The sequence below is a fragment of the Micromonospora sp. NPDC049081 genome, assembly GCF_040648835.1.
In the GTDB taxonomy this organism is placed as follows: Bacteria; Actinomycetota; Actinomycetes; order Mycobacteriales; family Micromonosporaceae; genus Micromonospora; species Micromonospora antibiotica.
In genome coordinates this window covers 1-19,695 of record NZ_JBEZEK010000048.1, presented here as the reverse complement: position 1 = coordinate 19,695, position 19,695 = coordinate 1, and the positions used below count along the sequence as shown (strand labels likewise).

3 protein-coding genes are annotated in these 19,695 nt (G+C 73.9%); all 3 read left to right on the top strand.

Annotation, left to right across the window (positions count from 1 at the left end):
- Positions 1-2,293 (top strand): SDR family NAD(P)-dependent oxidoreductase (locus AB0B63_RS32040; RefSeq protein ID WP_357025688.1); only part of this gene is annotated, 2,293 nt, incomplete at its 5' end.
- A 40-nt stretch (positions 2,294-2,333) separates the two neighbouring features.
- A complete protein-coding gene (locus AB0B63_RS32035) occupies positions 2,334-7,094 on the top strand; it encodes a type I polyketide synthase (RefSeq protein WP_357025685.1) in 4,761 nt (1,586 codons plus the stop codon).
- Between the two features lie 59 nt (positions 7,095-7,153).
- Positions 7,154-19,695: SDR family NAD(P)-dependent oxidoreductase (locus tag AB0B63_RS32030; RefSeq protein ID WP_357025682.1), on the top strand; the 12,542-nt coding region annotated here is incomplete at its 3' end.

The window sequence follows — 19,695 nt, the reverse complement described above, 5'->3', positions numbered from 1 at the left end:
CGCCGACAGCGTCGACGACGCGGTGACCATCGCGTTGCAGCGCCGGGACCGGGACCAGGTCACCGCGTACGCCACCGGGATGGCGCAGGCGTGGATCAGCGGTGTCGACCTCGACTGGGCGGCCGTCAACCCGGGCGGTCGGCAGGTGGAACTGCCCACCTACGCCTTCCAGCACCAGCGGTACTGGATCGAGCCCGACATCACCGCCGGCACCGGCACCGACGAGGCCGACGGCGGGTTCTGGGACGCCGTCGACCGGGGCGACACCGACCTGCTCGCCGACGGTCTCGGCGTCACCCCCGGTGTCGTCACCGAGGTGCTCCCCGGCCTCGCCGCCTGGCGCGACCGGCAACGGGACGCGGCCACCGTAGACGACTGGCGCTACCGGGTGGTGTGGCGCTCCACCGAGCTTCCCGACGGCGGCGAACTCACCGGCACCTGGTGGCTCGTCGTACCGGCCGCGTCGACCGGTGACACCCGGGTGTCCACCCTCGCCGCCGGACTGGCCGCCCGAGGCGCCGACGTCGTCACCGTCACCGGCACCGAGCTGCCCGCCGGGGACACCCCCGCCGGGGTGCTGTCCCTGCTCGCCCTCGACGACACCCCCGACCCCACCGACGCCGGGCTCTCCGTCGGCGTCACCGACACCGTCGCGCTGATCCAGGCCCTCACCGCCACCGACTTCGCCGGCCGGATCTGGTGCCTCACCGCAGGCGGCATCGCCGTCGACCGGTTCGAGGACCTGCCGCACCCCGCGCAGGGCGCGCTCTGGGGCCTCGGCACCGTACTGTCCCTGGAATACCCGCACTCCTGGGGTGGCCTGGTCGACCTGCCCACCGACTGGACCGACGAGCACGTCGCGCGGCTCGCCGACGTCCTCGCCGCCGGTGCGGAGGACCAGGTGGCCGTCCGTACCGCCGGGGTGCTGGCCCGACGGCTGGTCCGCTGGCCTGCCGCCGGCAACGCCGAACGCCGCTACACGCCCACCGGCACCGTGCTGGTCACCGGCGGCACCGGTGGCATCGGCGCGCACCTCACCGGATGGCTGCTCGACCAGGGTGCCGACCGGGTGGTGCTGGCCAGCCGGCGCGGCCCGGCCGCCCCCGGCGCGGCCGAGCTGACGGCCCGGCATCCGGGTGTCGAGGTCGTCGCCCTCGACGTGGCGGACCGGGACGCGGTCGCCGCGCTCCTGGCCGACCTCGGTGACGGGCTGACCGCCGTCTTCCACGCCGCCGGGGTGCTGCACCAGGAGAGGTCGCTGCCGGAGACCAGCGTGGCGGAGTTCGCCGACGTATGCCGGGCGAAGGTGCTCGGCGCGGTGCACCTCGACGCGTTGCTGGCCGACCGGCCGTTGGACGCGTTCGTGCTGTTCTCCTCGGGTGCGGCGGTGTGGGGCAGCGCCGGTCAGGCCGGGTACGCCACGGCCAACGCGTACCTCGATGCGCTGGCGCACCGGCGGCGGACCCGGGGTGCGGTCGCCACCTCGGTCGCCTGGGGCAGCTGGGCCGGCGGCGGGATGGCCGACGGGGAGGCCACCGCGCACCTGCGCCGGCAGGGCACCCCGCCGATGGAACCCCGGCTCGCCGTGCGGGCGCTGCGGGAGGCCCTCGACCACGACGAGAGCCACCTCGTCGTCGCCGACATCGACTGGACCCGGTTCACCCCGGTCTACACCCTGGCCCGGCCCCGGCCGCTGCTGGCCGCGCTGCCCGACGCCCAACCCGAGGCCGAACCGGCCGCCCCGGTCGCCGCGACCGCCGACCTCGCCGGCCGGCTCGCCGCGATGCCGTCACCGGACCGCCTGGACACCGTCCTGGCGCTGGTCCGCGACCAGGTCGCCGCCGTCCTCGGGTACGCCTCCGGCGCGGACGTCGACCCGGAGCGGGCGTTCAAGGAGGCCGGCTTCGACTCGCTGACCGCCGTGGAACTGCGCAACCGGCTCACCACCGAGACGGCGCTGCGGCTGCCCGCCACCCTGGTCTTCGACTACCCGACCCCGACCGAGCTGGCCCAGCAACTGCTCACCGAGCTGGTGCCCGCCGACGCCGGGGGCGTCACCCTGCTCGACGACCTCGACCGGCTCCAGGCGGCGCTGTCCACCCTGGACGCCGACGCGGTCGCCGCGCTCGACGAGAGCACCCGGGCCGGGGTGGGGGAGCGGCTGCGCACCATGCTCGCCGCGTGGACCGCCGGTCAACGCCCGGCCGAGGTCGCCAGCGTCACCGAGGATCTCGACACCGCCTCCGACGACGACCTCTTCGACTTCATCGACAGCAAGTTCGGCACCTCATGATCCGTCCGCTCCGTCGGCGCCGTCCGGGAATGGGTTCCTGATGTCCAACGAACAGAAGCTTCGTGACTACCTGCGGCGGGTCACGGCCGACCTGCACGAGACCAGCGAGCGGCTCCGCGACATCGAGGAGCGCGCCGCCGAACCGATCGCCATCGTCGGCATGGGCTGCCGCTACCCCGGTGGCGTCGACTCGCCCGAGGCCCTGTGGGACCTCGTCGCAGCCGGCACCGACGCGATCTCCGGCATGCCCACCGACCGGGGCTGGGACCTCGACCGGCTCTACGACCCTGACCCGGACCACCCCGGCACCAGCTACACCCGCGACGGCGGATTCCTCTACGACGCCGCCGCCTTCGACCCCACCTTCTTCGGCATCTCGCCCCGCGAGGCCGCCGAGATGGACCCGCAGCAGCGGCTGTTCCTGGAGACGTCCTGGGAGGCGTTGGAACGGGCCGGCATCGACCCGCTGTCACTCAAGGGCAGCCCCACCGCCGTGTTCACCGGCGTCGTCTACCACGACTACCCGAACAGCTGGGGTGCCGGCAGTATCGTCTCCGGTCGGCTGTCGTACACCCTCGGGCTGGAGGGGCCGGCGGTCACCGTCGACACCGGCTGCTCGTCGTCGCTGGTCGCCCTGCACTGGGCCTGCCAGTCGCTGCGCTCCGGGGAGTCGTCGCTCGCCGTCGCCGGTGGGGTCACCGTGATCGGCACCCCCGACGCGTTCGTCGAGTTCTCCCGGCAGCGGGCGCTGTCCTTCGACGGCCGGTGCAAGTCGTTCGCCGCCGCCGCCGACGGCACCGGCTGGGCCGAGGGCGCCGGGTCGCTGGTGCTGGAACGGCTCTCCGACGCCCGCCGCAACGGGCACCCGGTGCTCGCCGTCATCCGGGGCTCCGCGATCAACCAGGACGGCGCGTCCAACGGCCTCACCGCCCCCAACGGTCCCTCCCAGCGTCGGGTCATCCGCGCCGCGCTGGCCAACGCCCGGCTCGCCGGTCAGGAGATCGACGCGGTCGAGGCGCACGGCACCGGCACCCGGCTCGGCGACCCGATCGAGGCGCAGGCGCTGTTCGCCACGTACGGCCGGGACCGGCCCGCCGACCGGCCACTGTGGCTCGGCTCGCTGAAATCCAACATCGGCCACTCGCAGGCCGCCGCCGGTGTCGGCGGGGTGATCAAAATGGTGCAGGCGATGCGGCACGGGGTGCTGCCCCGCACCCTGCACGTCGACGAGCCCAGCGGTGAGATCGACTGGTCGCCCGGGACCGTCAAGCTGCTCACCGAGCCGGTGGACTGGCCGCAGACCGGCCACGCCCGCCGCTGCGCGGTCTCCTCGTTCGGCATCAGCGGCACCAACGCCCACGTCGTGCTCGAAGAGGTGGCCCCGGCCGAGGAGGACGAGCAGCCCACCACCCCGGCGGTGCTGCCGTGGGTGCTGTCCGGGCACACCGACCGGGCGCTGCGGGCCCAGGCGCGGCGGCTGCTGTCGCACCTGGACGCCGTACCGGCCGACCCGGCTGCCGTGGGGCGGACGCTGGCCGGTCGGGCCCGGCTCGACCACCGGGCCGTGGTGCTCGGCGGTGACCTGCCGCAGCTGCGGACCGCGCTCGGCGCGGTCGTCGACGGGCTGCCCGCCGCGACCGCGGTCACCGGCACCGCCGACGCCGCCGGTCGGGTCGTGTTCGTCTTCCCCGGCCAGGGCGCCCAGTGGGTCGGCATGGCCGCCGCGCTGCTGGACTCCTCGCCGGTCTTCGCCGAACAGATGGGCCGCTGCGCCGCCGAGCTGCGCGCGTACGTCGACTGGGACCTGCTGGACGTGGTCCGGGGGGTGCCCGGCGCACCCTCCCTGGAGTGGGTGGACGTGGTCCAGCCCGCCCTGTGGGCGATGATGGTCTCCCTCGCCGCCACCTGGCGCAGCTACGGCGTCGAACCCGACGCGGTGGTCGGCCACTCGCAGGGTGAGATCGCCGCCGCCTGCGTGGCCGGCGGACTCTCCCTGGCCGACGGGGCGCGGGTGGTGGCCCTGCGCAGCCGGGCCATCGGCGAGAAGCTGGCCGGCCGGGGCGGCATGGTCTCGGTCGGGCTGCCCGCCGACCGGGCGCAGGAGCGGATCGCCCGGTGGGCGGGCGACATCTCCCTCGCCGTGGTCAACGGCGCGGGTTCGGTGGTGGTCTCCGGCACCCCGGAGGCGCTGCGGGAACTCATCGCCGAGCTCACCGGGGAGGGGATCCGGGCCAAGCAGGTCGCCGTCGACTACGCCTCGCACTCCGCGCAGGTGGAGCTGCTGGAACACCGGCTGCTGGAGGACCTGGCCCCGATCAACCCGAAGACCGGGACGATCCGGATGCTCTCCACCGTCACCGGCGACTGGGTGGACACCGCCACCCTCGACGCCCGCTACTGGTATGACAACCTCCGCAACACGGTTCGGTTCGACCCGGCGATCCGCTCTCTCGCCGGGCAGGGCTGGACCGGGTTCGTGGAGGTCAGCCCGCACCCGGTGCTCGGCATGGGGATGCAGGAGACGCTGGAGTCGGCGGACCGCCCGACGGTGGTCACCGGCACCCTGCGCCGCGACGACGGCGGCCTGGACCGGCTGCTCACCTCCCTGGCCGAGCTGCACGTGCGGGGCGTCGACGTGGACTGGGCCGTCGCCCTGCCCGGCACCCGCCGGGCGGACCTGCCCACCTACGCCTTCCAGCACGAGCGTTACTGGATCGCGCCGACCGTCACCGCCCCGGCCGCAGGCGGCACCGACGCCGGATTCTGGGACGCGGTGGAACGCGCCGACGTCGACCTGCTCGCCGACGGCCTCGGCGTCGACACCGCACTCGTCGGGGAGGTGCTGCCCGGCCTGACGTCGTGGCGGTCCCGGCAGCGCGACGTCGCCACCGTGGACGGCTGGCGGTACCGGGTGGTGTGGCGGCCGACCGAGGTGCCCACCGGCGGGCAGCTCACCGGCGTGTGGTGGGTGGTCGCCCCGGCGACGCTGGCCGACGACGAGCGGCTGCGTACGCTCGCCGACGGCCTGACCGCCCGGGGCGCCGAGGTGGTCACCGTCACCGGCACCGACCACGCCGGCCGGGAGGCCCCCGCCGGGGTGCTCTCCCTGCTCGCCCTGGACGACGGCCCCGACCCGCTGGGCGTCGGCCTGTCCGCCGGGATCACCGCCACCGTGTCGCTGGTGCACGCGCTGGCCGCGTCCGACTTCAGCGGCCGGCTCTGGTGCGTCACCGCCGGTGGGGTCGGGGTGGACCGGTTCGAGCCGGTCGCCGACCCGGCCCAGGGCGCACTGTGGGGCCTGGGCACGGTGCTCTCCCTCGACTACCCCGGCTGGTGGGGCGGCCTGGTCGACCTGCCCGCCGGGTGGACGCCGCAGACCGTCGACCGGCTCGCCGACGTGCTGACCGGCGGCGGCGAGGACCAGGTGGCGTTGCGGGCGGCCGGCACGCTGGCCCGCCGGATGATCCGCCACCCGGCGACCCGGGCGCCCGAACGGCGCTACACGCCCACCGGCACCGTCCTGGTCACCGGCGGCACCGGCGGGGTCGGCGGGCACGTCACCGAATGGCTGGTCGGCAACGGCGCGCAGCGGGTGGTGCTGGCCAGCCGGCGCGGCCCGACCGCCCCCGGCGCGGCCGAGCTGACGGCCCGGCACCCGGGTGTCGAGGTCGTCGCCCTCGACGTGGCCGACCGGGACGCGGTCGCCGCGCTCCTGGCCGACCTCGGTGACGGGCTGACCGCCGTGTTCCACGCCGCCGGGGTGCTGCACCCCGAGGTGCCGTTGGGGCAGACCGGCCTCGACGACTTCGCCGACGTGTGCCGGGCGAAGGTGCTCGGCGCGGTGCACCTCGACGCGTTGCTGGCCGACCGGCCGCTGGACGCGTTCGTGCTGTTCTCCTCCGGTGCGGCGGTGTGGGGCAGCGCCGGGCAGGCCGGGTACGCGACGGCCAACGCGTACCTCGATGCGCTGGCGCACCGGCGGCGGACCCGGGGTGCGGTCGCCACCTCGGTCGCCTGGGGCAGCTGGGGCGGCGGCGGTGGCATGGCCGGCGGCGAGGTCGGAGCACACCTCGACCGGCTCGGCGTCGGCGTGATGGACCCCCGGCTCGCCGTGGACGCGCTCGGGCAGGCCCTCGACCACGACGAGAGCCACCTCGTCGTCGCCGACGTCGACTGGGCCCGGTTCGGCCCCATCTACACCCTGGCCCGGCCCCGGCCGCTGCTGGCCGAACTCCCCGACGCCGCCCCCGAGGCCGCCGAGACCACCGAGGCGGGGGCGTCTTCGGCGCTCGCCGACCGGCTCGGCACCCTGCCCGAGGCGGAGCAGCGCGCCCTGCTGCTGGAGACCGTCCGCACCAACGTGGCGGCCGTCCTCGGCTACGGCGACGCCGACCTGGTCGAACCGCAGCGCGCGTTCAAGGAACTCGGCATGGACTCGGTGACCGCCGTCGAGCTGCGCAACCGGCTCAGCGCCGCCACCGGCGTACGGCTCTCCGCCACCCTGGTGTTCGACCACCCCAACCCGACCGCCCTGGCCGACCAGCTCCGGGCCGAACTCGGCTACACCGGTGACACCGCCGGCGGACTGCTCGCCGAGCTGGACCGGCTGGAGGTCACCGTGGCCGGCCTGACGCCGGAGGAGATCGAACGCAACCGGGTCACCGCCCGGCTCCAGTCGCTGCTGGCGAAGCTCAACGAAACCCTCAGCACCACCACCGGCACCACCCTCGTCGACCGGCTCGAAACGGCCTCCGCCGACGACGTGTTCGACCTGATCGACAAGGAACTCGGCATGACCTGAGCCGCCACCGCGCTCCCGGAGCAACGTGTCCCGCTGGCAACGAGTTTGGTGAGGTTCGGATGGCGAACGAAGAGAAGCTCCTCGAGTACCTGAAGCGGGTCACCGCCGATCTGCACCGCACCCGGGAGCGGCTGCGCGAGGTCGAGTCACAGGAGCAGGACCCGATCGCGATCGTCGGCATGGCCTGCCGCTACCCGGGTGGGGTCAACTCACCCGAGGACCTGTGGCGGCTGGTCGCCGACGGCGTCGACGCCATCGGTGAGTTCCCCACCGACCGGGGCTGGGACACCGCCGCCCTCTACGACGCCGACCCGGACACCGCCGGCAGCAGCTACGTCCAGCAGGGCGGGTTCGTCCACGACGCCGACGAGTTCGACGCCGAGTTCTTCGGCATCTCGCCCCGCGAGGCGCTGGCGATGGACCCGCAGCAGCGGCTGGTGCTGGAGGCCAGCTGGGAGGCGTGCGAACGGGCCGGCATCAACCCCGACACGTTGCGCGGCGGCCCGGTCGGTGTCTTCGTCGGCTGCGGTGGCCAGGACTACTGGGACCGGCTCACCGTGCTGCCCGAACCGGTCGAGGCGTACATGAGCACCGGCAGCTCCGGGGCGGTCATCTCCGGTCGGGTCGCGTACAGCCTCGGGTTGGAGGGGCCGGCCGTCACCGTCAACACCGCCTGCTCGTCGTCGCTCGTCGCGCTGCACCTCGCCGCGCACGCGCTGCGGCAACGGGAGTGCGGGCTGGCCCTGGCCGGTGGCGTCACCGTCATGTCGACGCCCGGCGCGTTCGTCGCGTTCAGCCGGCAACGGGGGCTCGCCTCCGACGGCCGCTGCAAGCCGTTCTCCGACGACGCCGACGGCACCGGCTGGGGTGAGGGCGTCGGCATGCTGCTGCTGGAACGCCTCTCCGACGCCCAACGCAACGGCCACCGGGTGCTCGCCGTCATCCGGGGTTCCGCGATCAACCAGGACGGCGCGTCCAACGGCCTGACCGCCCCCAACGGGGTGGCGCAGCAGCGGGTCATCCTCCAGGCGCTCGCCAACGCCGGCCTCACCTCCAGCGACGTCGACCTGATCGAGGCGCACGGTACCGGCACCACCCTCGGTGACCCGATCGAGGCGGAGGCGCTGATCGCCACGTACGGGCGCGACCGGCCGGCCGACCGGCCGCTCTGGCTCGGCTCGGTCAAGTCGAACATCGGCCACGCCCAGGCCGCCGCCGCCGTCAGCGGTGTGATCAAGATGGTGATGGCGCTGCACAACGGCGTCCTGCCCAAGAGCCTGCACGTGGGGGAGCCGTCCACCCACGTCGACTGGTCCGCCGGCACCGTGCAGCTGCTGACCGAGGCGCGGCAGTGGCCCGACCACGGCCAGCCGCGCCGGGGCGGGGTGTCGTCGTTCGGGGTGAGCGGCACCAACGGGCACGTGATCCTGGAGCAGGCACCCCCGGCGGAGACCGTCGCGTCGGACGAGACCGCCGAGCCGCCGGTGGTGCTCTGGCCGCTGTCCGGCCGGTCGGCGGCGGCGCTCGCCGGGCAGGCCGACCGGCTGCGGGAGTTCCTCACCGACGAGCGTCCGGTGGACGTCGGGTTCTCGCTGGGCACCACCCGGGCCGCCGGGGCGTACCGGGGTGTGGTGCTCGGTGACGACGTGGCCGGCCTGGAGACCCTGGCCGCCGGCGGTGGCCTGTCGGGTCGGACCGTCGCCGGTCGTACGGCGGTGTTGTTCACCGGTCAGGGCGCGCAGCGGGTGGGGATGGGTCGCGAGTTGGCGGCGGCTTTCCCGGTGTTCGCGGCTGCGTTGGATGAGGTGTGTGCGGCGTTCGGGCCGTTGCTGGGTGGTGATCTGCGGGAGGTGATGTTCACCGACCCGGATGGTGTGTTGGATCAGACGGGGTGGACGCAGCCGGCCCTGTTCGCGGTCGAGGTCGCCCTGTTCCGTCTGGCGGAGTCGTGGGGTCTCAAGCCGGATTTCGTGGCCGGGCATTCGATCGGTGAGTTGGCTGCCGCGCACGTGTCCGGTGTCTGGTCGCTGGCGGACGCGTGTCGGGTCGTCGCGGCCCGTGGTGGTCTGATGCAGGCCCTTCCGGCCGGTGGGGCCATGTTGGCGATCGCCGCGCCGCTCGAAGAGCTGGATCTCGGTGACGTGGACGTCGCGGCGGTGAACGGCCCCCGGGCGGTGGTCGTGTCCGGCACGGAGGAGCAGATCGCGGCGCTGGAGGCGTCGCTTGAGGTGAAGACGCGTCGGTTACGGGTGTCGCACGCGTTCCACTCGCATCTGATGGACCCGATGCTCGCCGAGTATGGGCAGGTCGTTGACGGGGTAACCGCCAGCCAGGCGGGTATTCCGTTGGTGTCGACCGCGACCGGTGATCTCGCCTCCGACGACGAGTTGGGTTCGGTCGGGTACTGGCAGGGTCAGGTGCGGGGGACCGTGCGGTTCGCCGACGCGGTCGCCGCGCTCGCCGCCCGGGGTGTCACCCGGTTCGTGGAGATCGGGCCGGACAGTGTGCTCACCGCGATGGTCGCCGACTGCGTCGAGGACGCCACCGCCATCGCCCTTCAACGCCGCAAGCGTGAGCAGGTCGAGGCGTACGCGGCCGGGATGGCGCAGGCGTGGATCAGCGGCGTCGACCTCGACTGGGCGGCCGTCAACCCGGGCGGCCGGACCGTCGACCTGCCCACCTACGCCTTCCAACACCAACGCTTCTGGCTGGACGCCCCGGCCGACCCCGGTGACGCCACCGCGATGGGGCTGGACTCCGCCGACCACCCGCTGCTCGGCGCGGCCGTCACCCTCGCCAACGCCGACGGGGCCGTCCTCACCGGCCGGCTCTCCCTCGACCGGCACCCGTGGCTCGCCGACCACGCGGTGGCCGGCGCGGTGGTCTTCCCCGGCACCGGCTACGTCGACCTCGCCCTGCACGCCGGCGCGCAGGTCGGTGCCGAAACCGTCGACGAACTCACCATCGAAGCGCCGCTGGTGCTGCCCGAACGCGGCGGCGTGCAGCTCCAGGTCGTCGTCGGCCCCGCCGACACCGGCCACACCCGCACCCTCCAGGTGTACGCCCGCAGCGCCGACACCGACGCCCCGTGGACCCGGCACGCCAGCGGGGTGCTCGCCGCCGGTCGGCGTACCACCGGGACCGCCCTCACCGAGTGGCCGCCCGCCGGTGCGGAAGCGGTGCCCACCGACGACCTCTACCACCACCTGGCGACCGGCGGCCTGGTCTACGGCCCGGTGTTCCGGGGCCTGCGCCGGGTCTGGCGGCGCGGCGACGAGTTCTTCGCCGAGGTCGCCCTGCCGGAGGGGGTGGACGCCGACGGGTTCGGCCTGCACCCCGCCGTGCTCGACGCCGGTCTGCACGCCCTCGGCTTCGCCGACGGTGACACCTTCCGGGGGTTGCCGTTCGCCTGGTCCGGTCTCACCCTGCACGCCACCGGCGCGGCCGGCGTCCGGGTCCGGCTCACCCCGGTCGGCTCCGGGGTACGGGTGGCGGTCGCCGACGCCGTCGGTGCCCCCGTCGCCACCGTCGACTCGCTGGTGCTGCGGCCCGTCCAGGTCACCCGCCCCGGCGGGGTCGCCGACGCGCTGTTCGATCTGACCTGGCAGGAGATCGGCACCCCCACGGCCACGCCAACCCCGCACTGGGCCTACCACCCGGCTGTCCCGGCCACCGGCACCGCACCGGTCCCCGCCGACCCGGCTGACCCGGCGGGCCGGTCAGCCGCTGCCGCCGACGCCGGCGCCCAGGGGCCGGCGACGTCCACCCCCGAGCTGCTCGTGCTGACCGCCGGCGGTGCCGGGGACGTCACCGGCCCGGAGGCGGTGCACGACGAGGTGAACCGGGTGCTCGGCCTGGTGCAGGAGTGGCTGGCCGGCCCCGACACCCACCGGCTGGCGGTGCTCACCCGCCGCGCCGTCGGCGACGACGGGACCGACCCGACCGGGGCGGCCGTGTGGGGGTTGCTCCGCTCCGCGCAGGCCGAGAACCCCGACCGGCTGCTGCTGGTCGACACCGACCCGGACGCGGACGTGGCCGGCTCCCTCACCGTGGCGGTGGCGACCGGTGAACCGCAGGTACGGGTCCGCGACGGTGTCGTCTCGGTGCCCCGGCTCACCCGGCAGGTCATCGAACCGTCCATCCCGGACGCCCCGCTCTACGGCACCGGCACGGTGCTGGTCACCGGTGCGACAGGTGCGCTCGGTGCGGCGGTGGCCCGGCACCTGGTGACGACGCACGGGGTGACCCGGCTGCTGCTGGTGTCCCGCCGGGGCCCCGCCGCGCCGGGCGCCGACGACCTGGTCGCGGAGCTGACCGGGGCCGGTGCGCAGGTCGAGCTGGTCGCCGCCGACGTGGCCGACCGGGCCCAGGTCACCGCCCTGGTCGATGGCCACCCCGACCTGTCGGCGGTGGTGCACACCGCCGGGGTGCTGGACGACGGCGTGGTGTCGTCGCTGTCCGCCGCCCGGCTCTCCGCGGTGCTGCGCCCCAAGGTGGATGCGGCGTGGCTGCTCGACGAGCTGACCCGGGGTCGGGACCTGTCGGCGTTCGTGCTGTTCTCCTCGCTGTCCGGGGTGCTGGGTGCGCCGGGGCAGGGCAACTACGCGGCGGCGAACGCGTTCCTGGATGCATTGGCGGTGTCCCGTCGGGTGGCCGGGTTGCCGGCGGTGTCGTTGGCGTGGGGGTTGTGGGGTGAGGGTTCGGCGATGACCGACCGGCTCGCCGACGCCGACCGGGAGCGGATGTCCCGGGGTGGGGTGCTGCCGTTGGCCACCGCCGACGGGTTGGCCCTGCTCGACGCGGGCGTCGCCAACCCGTACCCGACTGCGGTGCCGGCCCGGCTCGACCTGGCCGCCCTGCGTGCCCTCGGCGACGACCTGCCGTTGCCGTTCCACGGTCTGGTCCGCCCGGCCCGGCGCACGGCTGCCCGCGCCGCCACGGGGGGTGCCGCGACCGGCTGGGCGGCGGACCTCGCCGTGCTCTCCACCGAGGAGCGTGAGCGTGCCGCGACCGCCCTGGTCCTCAGCCAGGTGGCCACGGTGCTCGGGCACGCCTCCGCCGAGCGGATCGACGCCGGCCGCGCGTTCCAGGAGCTGGGCTTCGACTCGCTCACCGCCGTGGAACTGCGCAACGGGCTCGCCGTCAGCACCGGCCTGCGGCTGCCCGCCACCCTGATCTTCGACTACCCGTCCCCGCGTGACCTGGCCCGGCACCTGCTCAGCGAGATCGCCGGCCCGGACGACGCCGACACCGTGCAGAAGGTCACCACGACCGTCGCCGACGAACCGGTGGCGATCGTCGGGATGGCCTGCCGCTACCCCGGCGGTATCACCTCGCCGGAGGACCTGTGGCGGCTCGTCGCCGAGGGTGCCGACGCGGTCGACGGCTTCCCGACCGACCGGGGTTGGGACCTGGCCCGGCTCTACGACCCGACGAGCACCCGCCCCGACACCACGTACGTGGACAAGGGCGGATTCCTCACCGACGCCGCCCAGTTCGACCCGGTCTTCTTCGGCATCTCCCCCCGCGAAGCGGTGATCATGGACCCGCAGCAACGGTTGCTGCTGGAGACGTCCTGGGAGGCGTTCGAGCGGGCCGGCATCGACCCGGGCACCCTGCGCGGCTCGTCCACCGGTGTGTTCGCCGGGGTGATGTACCACGACTACGTCTCCGGGCACAGCTCCGGCAGCATCGTCACCGGCCGGGTGGCGTACACGTTCGGCTTGGAGGGGCCGGCGGTGTCGGTCGACACGGCGTGTTCGTCGTCGTTGGTGGCGATGCATCTGGCGGGTCAGGCGTTGCGGTCGGGTGAGTGTGATCTGGCGTTGGCCGGTGGGGTGACGGTGATGGCGACGCCGGAGACGTTTGTGGAGTTTTCGCGGCAGCGGGGGTTGGCGCCTGATGGTCGGTGTAAGCCGTTTGCGGCGGCGGCCGACGGTACGGGTTGGTCCGAGGGTGTCGGTGTGTTGGTGCTGGAACGTCTCTCGGATGCGGTGCGTAACGGGCATACGGTGCTGGGTCTCGTCCGGGGTTCGGCGGTCAATCAGGATGGTGCGTCGAACGGGTTGACCGCGCCGAATGGTCCTGCTCAGCAGCGGGTGATCCGGCAGGCTCTGGCGAATGCCCGGGTGTCGGCGGCTGAGGTGGATGTGGTGGAGGCGCATGGTACGGGCACCACCCTTGGTGATCCGATCGAGGCGCAGGCGATTCTGGCGACGTACGGTCGGGATCGGGTGCGGCCGTTGTGGTTGGGTTCGGTGAAGTCGAATCTGGGTCATACGCAGGCTGCTGCTGGTGTGGCGGGTGTGATGAAGATGGTGTTGGCGATGCGGTACGGGGTGGTGCCGCGGACGTTGCATGTGGATGCGCCGAGTCCGCACGTGGACTGGTCGGCGGGTGAGGTGCGGCTCGCCACTGAGGCCGTCGAGTGGCCTGCCGACGGTCGTCCGCGTCGGGCGGCGGTGTCGTCGTTCGGCATCAGCGGCACCAACGCCCACCTGATCCTGGAGCAGGCACCCGCCGCCGCGCCGACGACCGTACCTGCCGCCACGACGGTGACCGCCCTGGCGGACGCTCCGGTGTCGCTCTGGCCGGTCTCCGGCCGCTCCGCCAGCGGCCTCGCCGCCCAGGCCGCCCGCCTCGCCGACTTCCTCACCGACGCCGACCTGCACCCCGCCGACGTCGCGTTGACCCTCGGCACCGGCCGGGCGGCGCTGGAACACCGGGGCGTGGCCGTCGGAGACGGTGTCGCCGGTCTCCGCGCCCTCGCCACCGGCCAGGGCGTGCACGGCCACCTGACCACCGGTCGCACCGCCGTCCTGTTCACCGGTCAGGGCGCGCAGCGGGTCGGCATGGGCCGCGACCTGGCGGATGCCTTCCCGGTGTTCGCTGCTGCGTTGGACGAGGTGTGTGCCGCGTTCGCGCCGTTGCTCGACGGTGATCTGCGGGAGGTGATGCTCACCGACCCGGACGGTCTCCTGGACCAGACCGGCTGGACGCAGCCGGCCCTGTTCGCGGTTGAGGTGGCTCTGTTCCGGCTGGCGGAGTCGTGGGGTCTCAAGCCTGATTTTGTGGCCGGGCATTCGATCGGTGAGTTGGCTGCCGCGCACGTGTCCGGTGTCTGGTCCCTGGCGGACGCGTGTCGGGTCGTGGCGGCCCGGGGTGGTCTGATGCAGGCCCTTCCGGCCGGTGGGGCCATGTTGGCGATCGCTGCGCCGCTGGCCGAGTTGGACCTGGGTGACGTGGACGTGGCGGCGGTGAACGGCCCTCGTGCGGTCGTCGTCTCCGGCACGGAGGAGCAGATCGCGGCGTTGGAAGCGTCGCTTGAGGTGAAGACGCGTCGGCTTCGGGTGTCGCATGCGTTCCACTCGCACCTGATGGACCCGATGCTCGCCGAGTACGGGCAGGTCCTCGACGGGGTCACCGCCAACCAGGCGACCGTTCCGTTGGTGTCGACCGCCACCGGTGATCTCGCCTCCGACGACGAGTTGGGTTCGGTCGGGTACTGGCAGGGTCAGGTGCGGGAGACCGTGCGGTTCGCCGACGCGGTGGCCGCGCTGGCCGCCCGTGGGGTGACCCGGTTCGTGGAGATCGGGCCGGACAGTGTGCTGACCGCGATGGTCGCCGACTGCGTGGAGGACACCGCCGCGATCGCGCTCCAGCGCCGGGACCGGGACCAGGTCACCGCGTACGCCACCGGGATGGCGCAGGCGTGGACCACCGGAGTCGACCTCGACTGGGCGGCCATCCACCCCACCACCCGGCAGGTCGACCTGCCCACCTACGCCTTCCAACGCCAGCACTACTGGCTCTACGACCCGGCCCTGGTCGGTGCCGGCCTGCTCGCCGCCACCCACCCGCTGCTCGACGCCGCCGTGCCGCTGGCCAACACCGACGGTGTCGTCTTCACCGGCCGCTGGTCGCTGCACACCCACCCGTGGCTGGCCGACCACGCCGTCGGCGGCACCGTCGTGTTCCCCGGCACCGGCCTGGTCGAACTCGCCATCCACGCCGGTGACCAGGTCGGCGTCGGCCTGCTCGACGAGTTGACCCTGCACGCGCCGCTCGTCGTCCCCGCCGCCGGCAGCGTCGAGGTGCAGGTAGCCGTGGAGACGCCCGACCCGACCGGCCGCCGCGCCGTCCTGGTGCACTCCCGGGACCGCGACGACGCCCCGTGGACCCGGCACGCCACCGGCGTCCTCACCCCCGGGGACACCTCCGGCGTCGCGCTCACCGTGTGGCCCCCCGCCGACGCCGAACCGCTGCCGCTGGCCGGCCTCTACGACGACCTCGCCAGTGGCGGGCTCGACTACGGCCCGGTCTTCCAGGGCCTGCGCCGCGCCTGGCGGGCCGGCGACGAACTCTTCGCCGAGGTCGACCTCCCCGACGGTACGCAGACCGACGGCTACGGCCTGCACCCGGCCCTCTTCGACGCCGGCCTGCACGCCCTCACCCGCGCCGACGGCGACACCCCCCGGGGACTGCCGTTCGCCTGGTCGGGGGTGGCACTGCACGCCACCGGCGCGACCAGCCTCCGGGTCCGGCTCACCCCCGCCGGCACCGGGGTACGGATCGCGGTCGCCGACGCGGTCGGCGCACCCGTGGTCACCGTACGGTCGCTGGTACTCCGCCCGGTGCAGCTCACTGCCGGGACCGGCGTCGCCGACGCGCTGTTCGGCCTCGACTGGCAGCCCGTCGCCGTCACCCCGACGGCCACCGCCCCCGCCTGGGCGTGGCACCCCGACACCGCCCGTGCCGGCGACGCCACCTCCGCGACCGCCGCCGGGGAAACCGGTGACGGGCACACCCCGACCGCCCTACCGGGTGGTGGCACGGCGACCGCCGACGGCGCGGCCGAGCTGGTGGTGCTGCGCGCCGGAGGCACCGACGACGTACACGCCGAGGTGAACCGGGTGCTGGGGATCGCCCAGCGCTGGCTGGCCGGGGAGGACCCCGCCCCGCTCGTCGTCCTGACCCGGCACGCCGTCGGTGACGACGTGACCGACCTGGCGGGCGCGGCGGTCTGGGGGCTGCTGCGCTCCGCGCAGGCGGAGAACCCCGACCGCATCCTCCTCGTCGACGCGGACACCGACCGGCTCGACGACATCCTCCCGGCGGCCCTGGCTGCCGGCGACCCGCAGGTGTCGATCCGCGACGGCATCGTCCGGGTGCCCCGGATCGTCAGGCGTCCCGTGCCGGTGACGCCGTCGGACGCCCCGCTCTACGGCACCGGCACGGTGCTGGTCACCGGTGCGACAGGTGCGCTCGGTGCGGCGGTGGCCCGGCACCTGGTCACGGCACACGGGGTGTCCCGGTTGTTGCTGCTGTCGCGCAGCGGTACGGCGGCGGCCGGCGCCGACGACCTCGTCGCCGAACTGACCGGTTCCGGTGCCCGGGTCGACCTGGTCGCCTGCGACGTGGCCGACCGTGACCAGCTGACCGCCGCCCTGGCCGACGTGCCGGACCTGTCGGCGGTGGTGCACACCGCCGGGGTGCTCGACGACGGTGTGGTGTCGTCGTTGACCCCGGACCGGGTCTCGGCGGTGCTGCGGCCCAAGGTGGACGCCGCGACGCTGCTCGACGAGCTGACCCGGGGTCGGGACCTGTCGGCGTTCGTGCTGTTCTCCTCGCTGTCCGGGGTGCTGGGTGCGCCGGGGCAGGGCAACTACGCGGCGGCGAACGCCCACCTCGACGCGCTCGCGGTCACCCGGCGGGCCGCCGGGCTGCCAGGGGTGTCGTTGGCCTGGGGACTGTGGGGTGAAGGCTCCACGATGACCGACGGACTCGCCGACGCCGACCGCGAGCGGATGTCCCGGGGTGGGGTGCTGCCGTTGTCCACCGCCGACGGGTTGGCCCTGCTCGACGCCGCGGTAGCCGGCGGGTCGGCCACCCTCGTCCCGGCCCGGCTCGACGTGCCGACGCTGCGTACCCTCGGCGACCGGTTGCCCCCGGTGCTGCGCGCCCTGACCGGGCCGACCCGGCGCACGGCCACCGCCGCCAGCGCCGTCGACCGGGCGGGCAGCGACTGGCTGGCCGGCCTGCCGGAGCAGGAACGGGCCGGTGCCGTCCGGCACCTGGTGCACACCCACGTCGCCGCCGTGCTCGGTCTCGCCGGGCCGGACGCGGTAGAGGCGGACCGCACCTTCCAGAGCCTCGGCTTCGACTCGCTCACCGCCGTCGAGCTGCGCAACGCGCTCTCCACCGCGGCGGGCCTGCGGCTCCCGGCCACCCTGATCTTCGACTACCCGACGCCCGTCGCCCTCGCCGAGTTCCTGCACGGTGAGCTGAGCGGCGCACTCGACGTACCGCAGGCCCGGCAGACCGCCACCACCGCGATCGGTGACGACCCGGTGGCGATCGTCGGGATGGCCTGCCGCTACCCCGGCGGGGTGTCCTCGCCGGAGGACCTGTGGCGGCTCGTCGCGGACGGCGTCGACGCCATCGACGGCTTCCCGACCGACCGGGGTTGGGACCTGGCCCGGCTCTACGACCCGACCGGCGTCCGCCCCGACACCAGCTACGCCGACCAGGGTGGGTTCCTGCCCGGTGCGGCCGGCTTCGACCCGGCCTTCTTCGGCATCTCACCCCGCGAGGCCGTGCTGATGGACCCGCAGCAGCGGCAACTGCTGGAGGTCTCCTGGGAGGCGTTCGAGCGGGCCGGCATCGACCCCTCCTCGGTACGCGGCTCCGCCACCGGCGTCTTCGCCGGCCTGATGTACCACGACTACGTGACCGGGCACAGCGCCGGCAGCGTCGTCTCCGGGCGGATCGCCTACACCCTCGGCCTCGAAGGCCCCGCCGTCACCGTGGACACGGCGTGTTCGTCGTCGTTGGTGGCGATGCATCTGGCGGGTCAGGCGTTGCGGTCGGGTGAGTGTGATCTGGCGTTGGCCGGTGGGGTGACGGTGATGGCGACGCCGGAGACGTTTGTGGAGTTTTCGCGGCAGCGGGGGTTGGCGCCTGATGGTCGGTGTAAGCCGTTCGCGGCGGCGGCCGACGGGACGGGTTGGTCCGAGGGTGTCGGTGTGTTGGTGCTCGAACGTCTCTCGGATGCCCGTCGGCACGGACATACGGTGCTGGGTCTCGTGCGGGGTTCGGCGGTGAATCAGGACGGTGCGTCGAACGGGTTGACCGCGCCGAATGGGCCGGCCCAGCAGCGGGTGATCCGGCAGGCTCTGGCGAATGCCGGGGTGTCGGCGGCTGAGGTGGATGTGGTGGAGGCGCATGGTACGGGTACGACGTTGGGTGATCCGATCGAGGCGCAGGCGATTCTGGCGACGTACGGTCGGGATCGGGTGCGGCCACTCTGGTTGGGTTCGGTGAAGTCGAATCTGGGTCATACGCAGGCTGCTGCCGGTGTGGCGGGTGTGATGAAGATGGTGTTGGCGATGCGGTACGGGGTGGTGCCGCGGACGTTGCATGTGGATGCGCCGAGTCCGCACGTGGACTGGTCGGCGGGTGAGGTGCGGCTCGCGACTGAGGCTGTCGAGTGGCCTGCCGAGGGTCGTCCGCGTCGGGCGGCGGTGTCGTCGTTCGGCATCAGCGGCACCAACGCCCACGTCATCGTCGAGGAGTACCCGCAGCCCGTCGCGGCACCCGAGTCGACGCCGGCACCGGCCGTGGTGCTCTGGCCGCTGGGCAGCCGCTCCACCGCCGGCCTCACCGCCCAGGCGGCCCGGCTGCGCGACTTCCTCACCGACGAACGACCTGTCGACATCGGACACTCCCTGGCCGCCGGCCGGGCCGCCCTGGACCACCGGGGTGTCGTCCTCGGCAGCTCCGCCGACGACCTCGCCACCGGCCTGGAGGCCCTGACCACCGGGGCCGGCCTGTCCGGCCGGATCACCACCGGTCGCACCGCCGTGCTGTTCACCGGTCAGGGTGCGCAGCGGGTTGGCATGGGTCGCGAGTTGGCGGATGCCTTCCCGGTGTTCGCTGCTGCGTTGGATGAGGTGTGTGCGGCGTTCGGGCCGTTGTTGGGTGGTGATCTGCGGGAGGTGATGTTCACCGATCCGGGTGGTGTGTTGGATCAGACGGGGTGGACGCAGCCGGCGTTGTTCGCGGTTGAGGTGGCCCTGTTCCGTCTGGCGGAGTCGTGGGGTCTCAAGCCGGATTTCGTGGCGGGTCATTCGATCGGCGAGTTGGCTGCCGCGCATGTCGCGGGGGTGTGGTCGCTGGCGGACGCCTGTCGGGTCGTGGCGGCCCGTGGTGGTCTGATGCAGGCCCTCCCGTCAGGTGGGGCGATGTTGGCGATCGCCGCCCCGTTGGCGGAGTTGGACCTGGGTGACGTGGACGTGGCGGCCGTGAACGGTCCCCGCGCGGTGGTCGTGTCGGGGACCGAGGAGCAGATCGCGGCGTTGGAGGCGTCGCTTGAGGTGAAGACGCGTCGGTTGCGGGTGTCGCATGCGTTCCATTCGCACCTGATGGACCCGATGCTCGCCGAGTACGGGCAGGTCCTCGACGGGGTCACCGCCAGCCCGGCGGGTATCCGGCTGGTGTCGACCGCCACCGGTGATCTCGCCTCCGATGACGAGTTGGGTTCGGTCGGGTACTGGCAGGGTCAGGTGCGGGGCACGGTCCGGTTCGCCGACGCGGTGGCCGC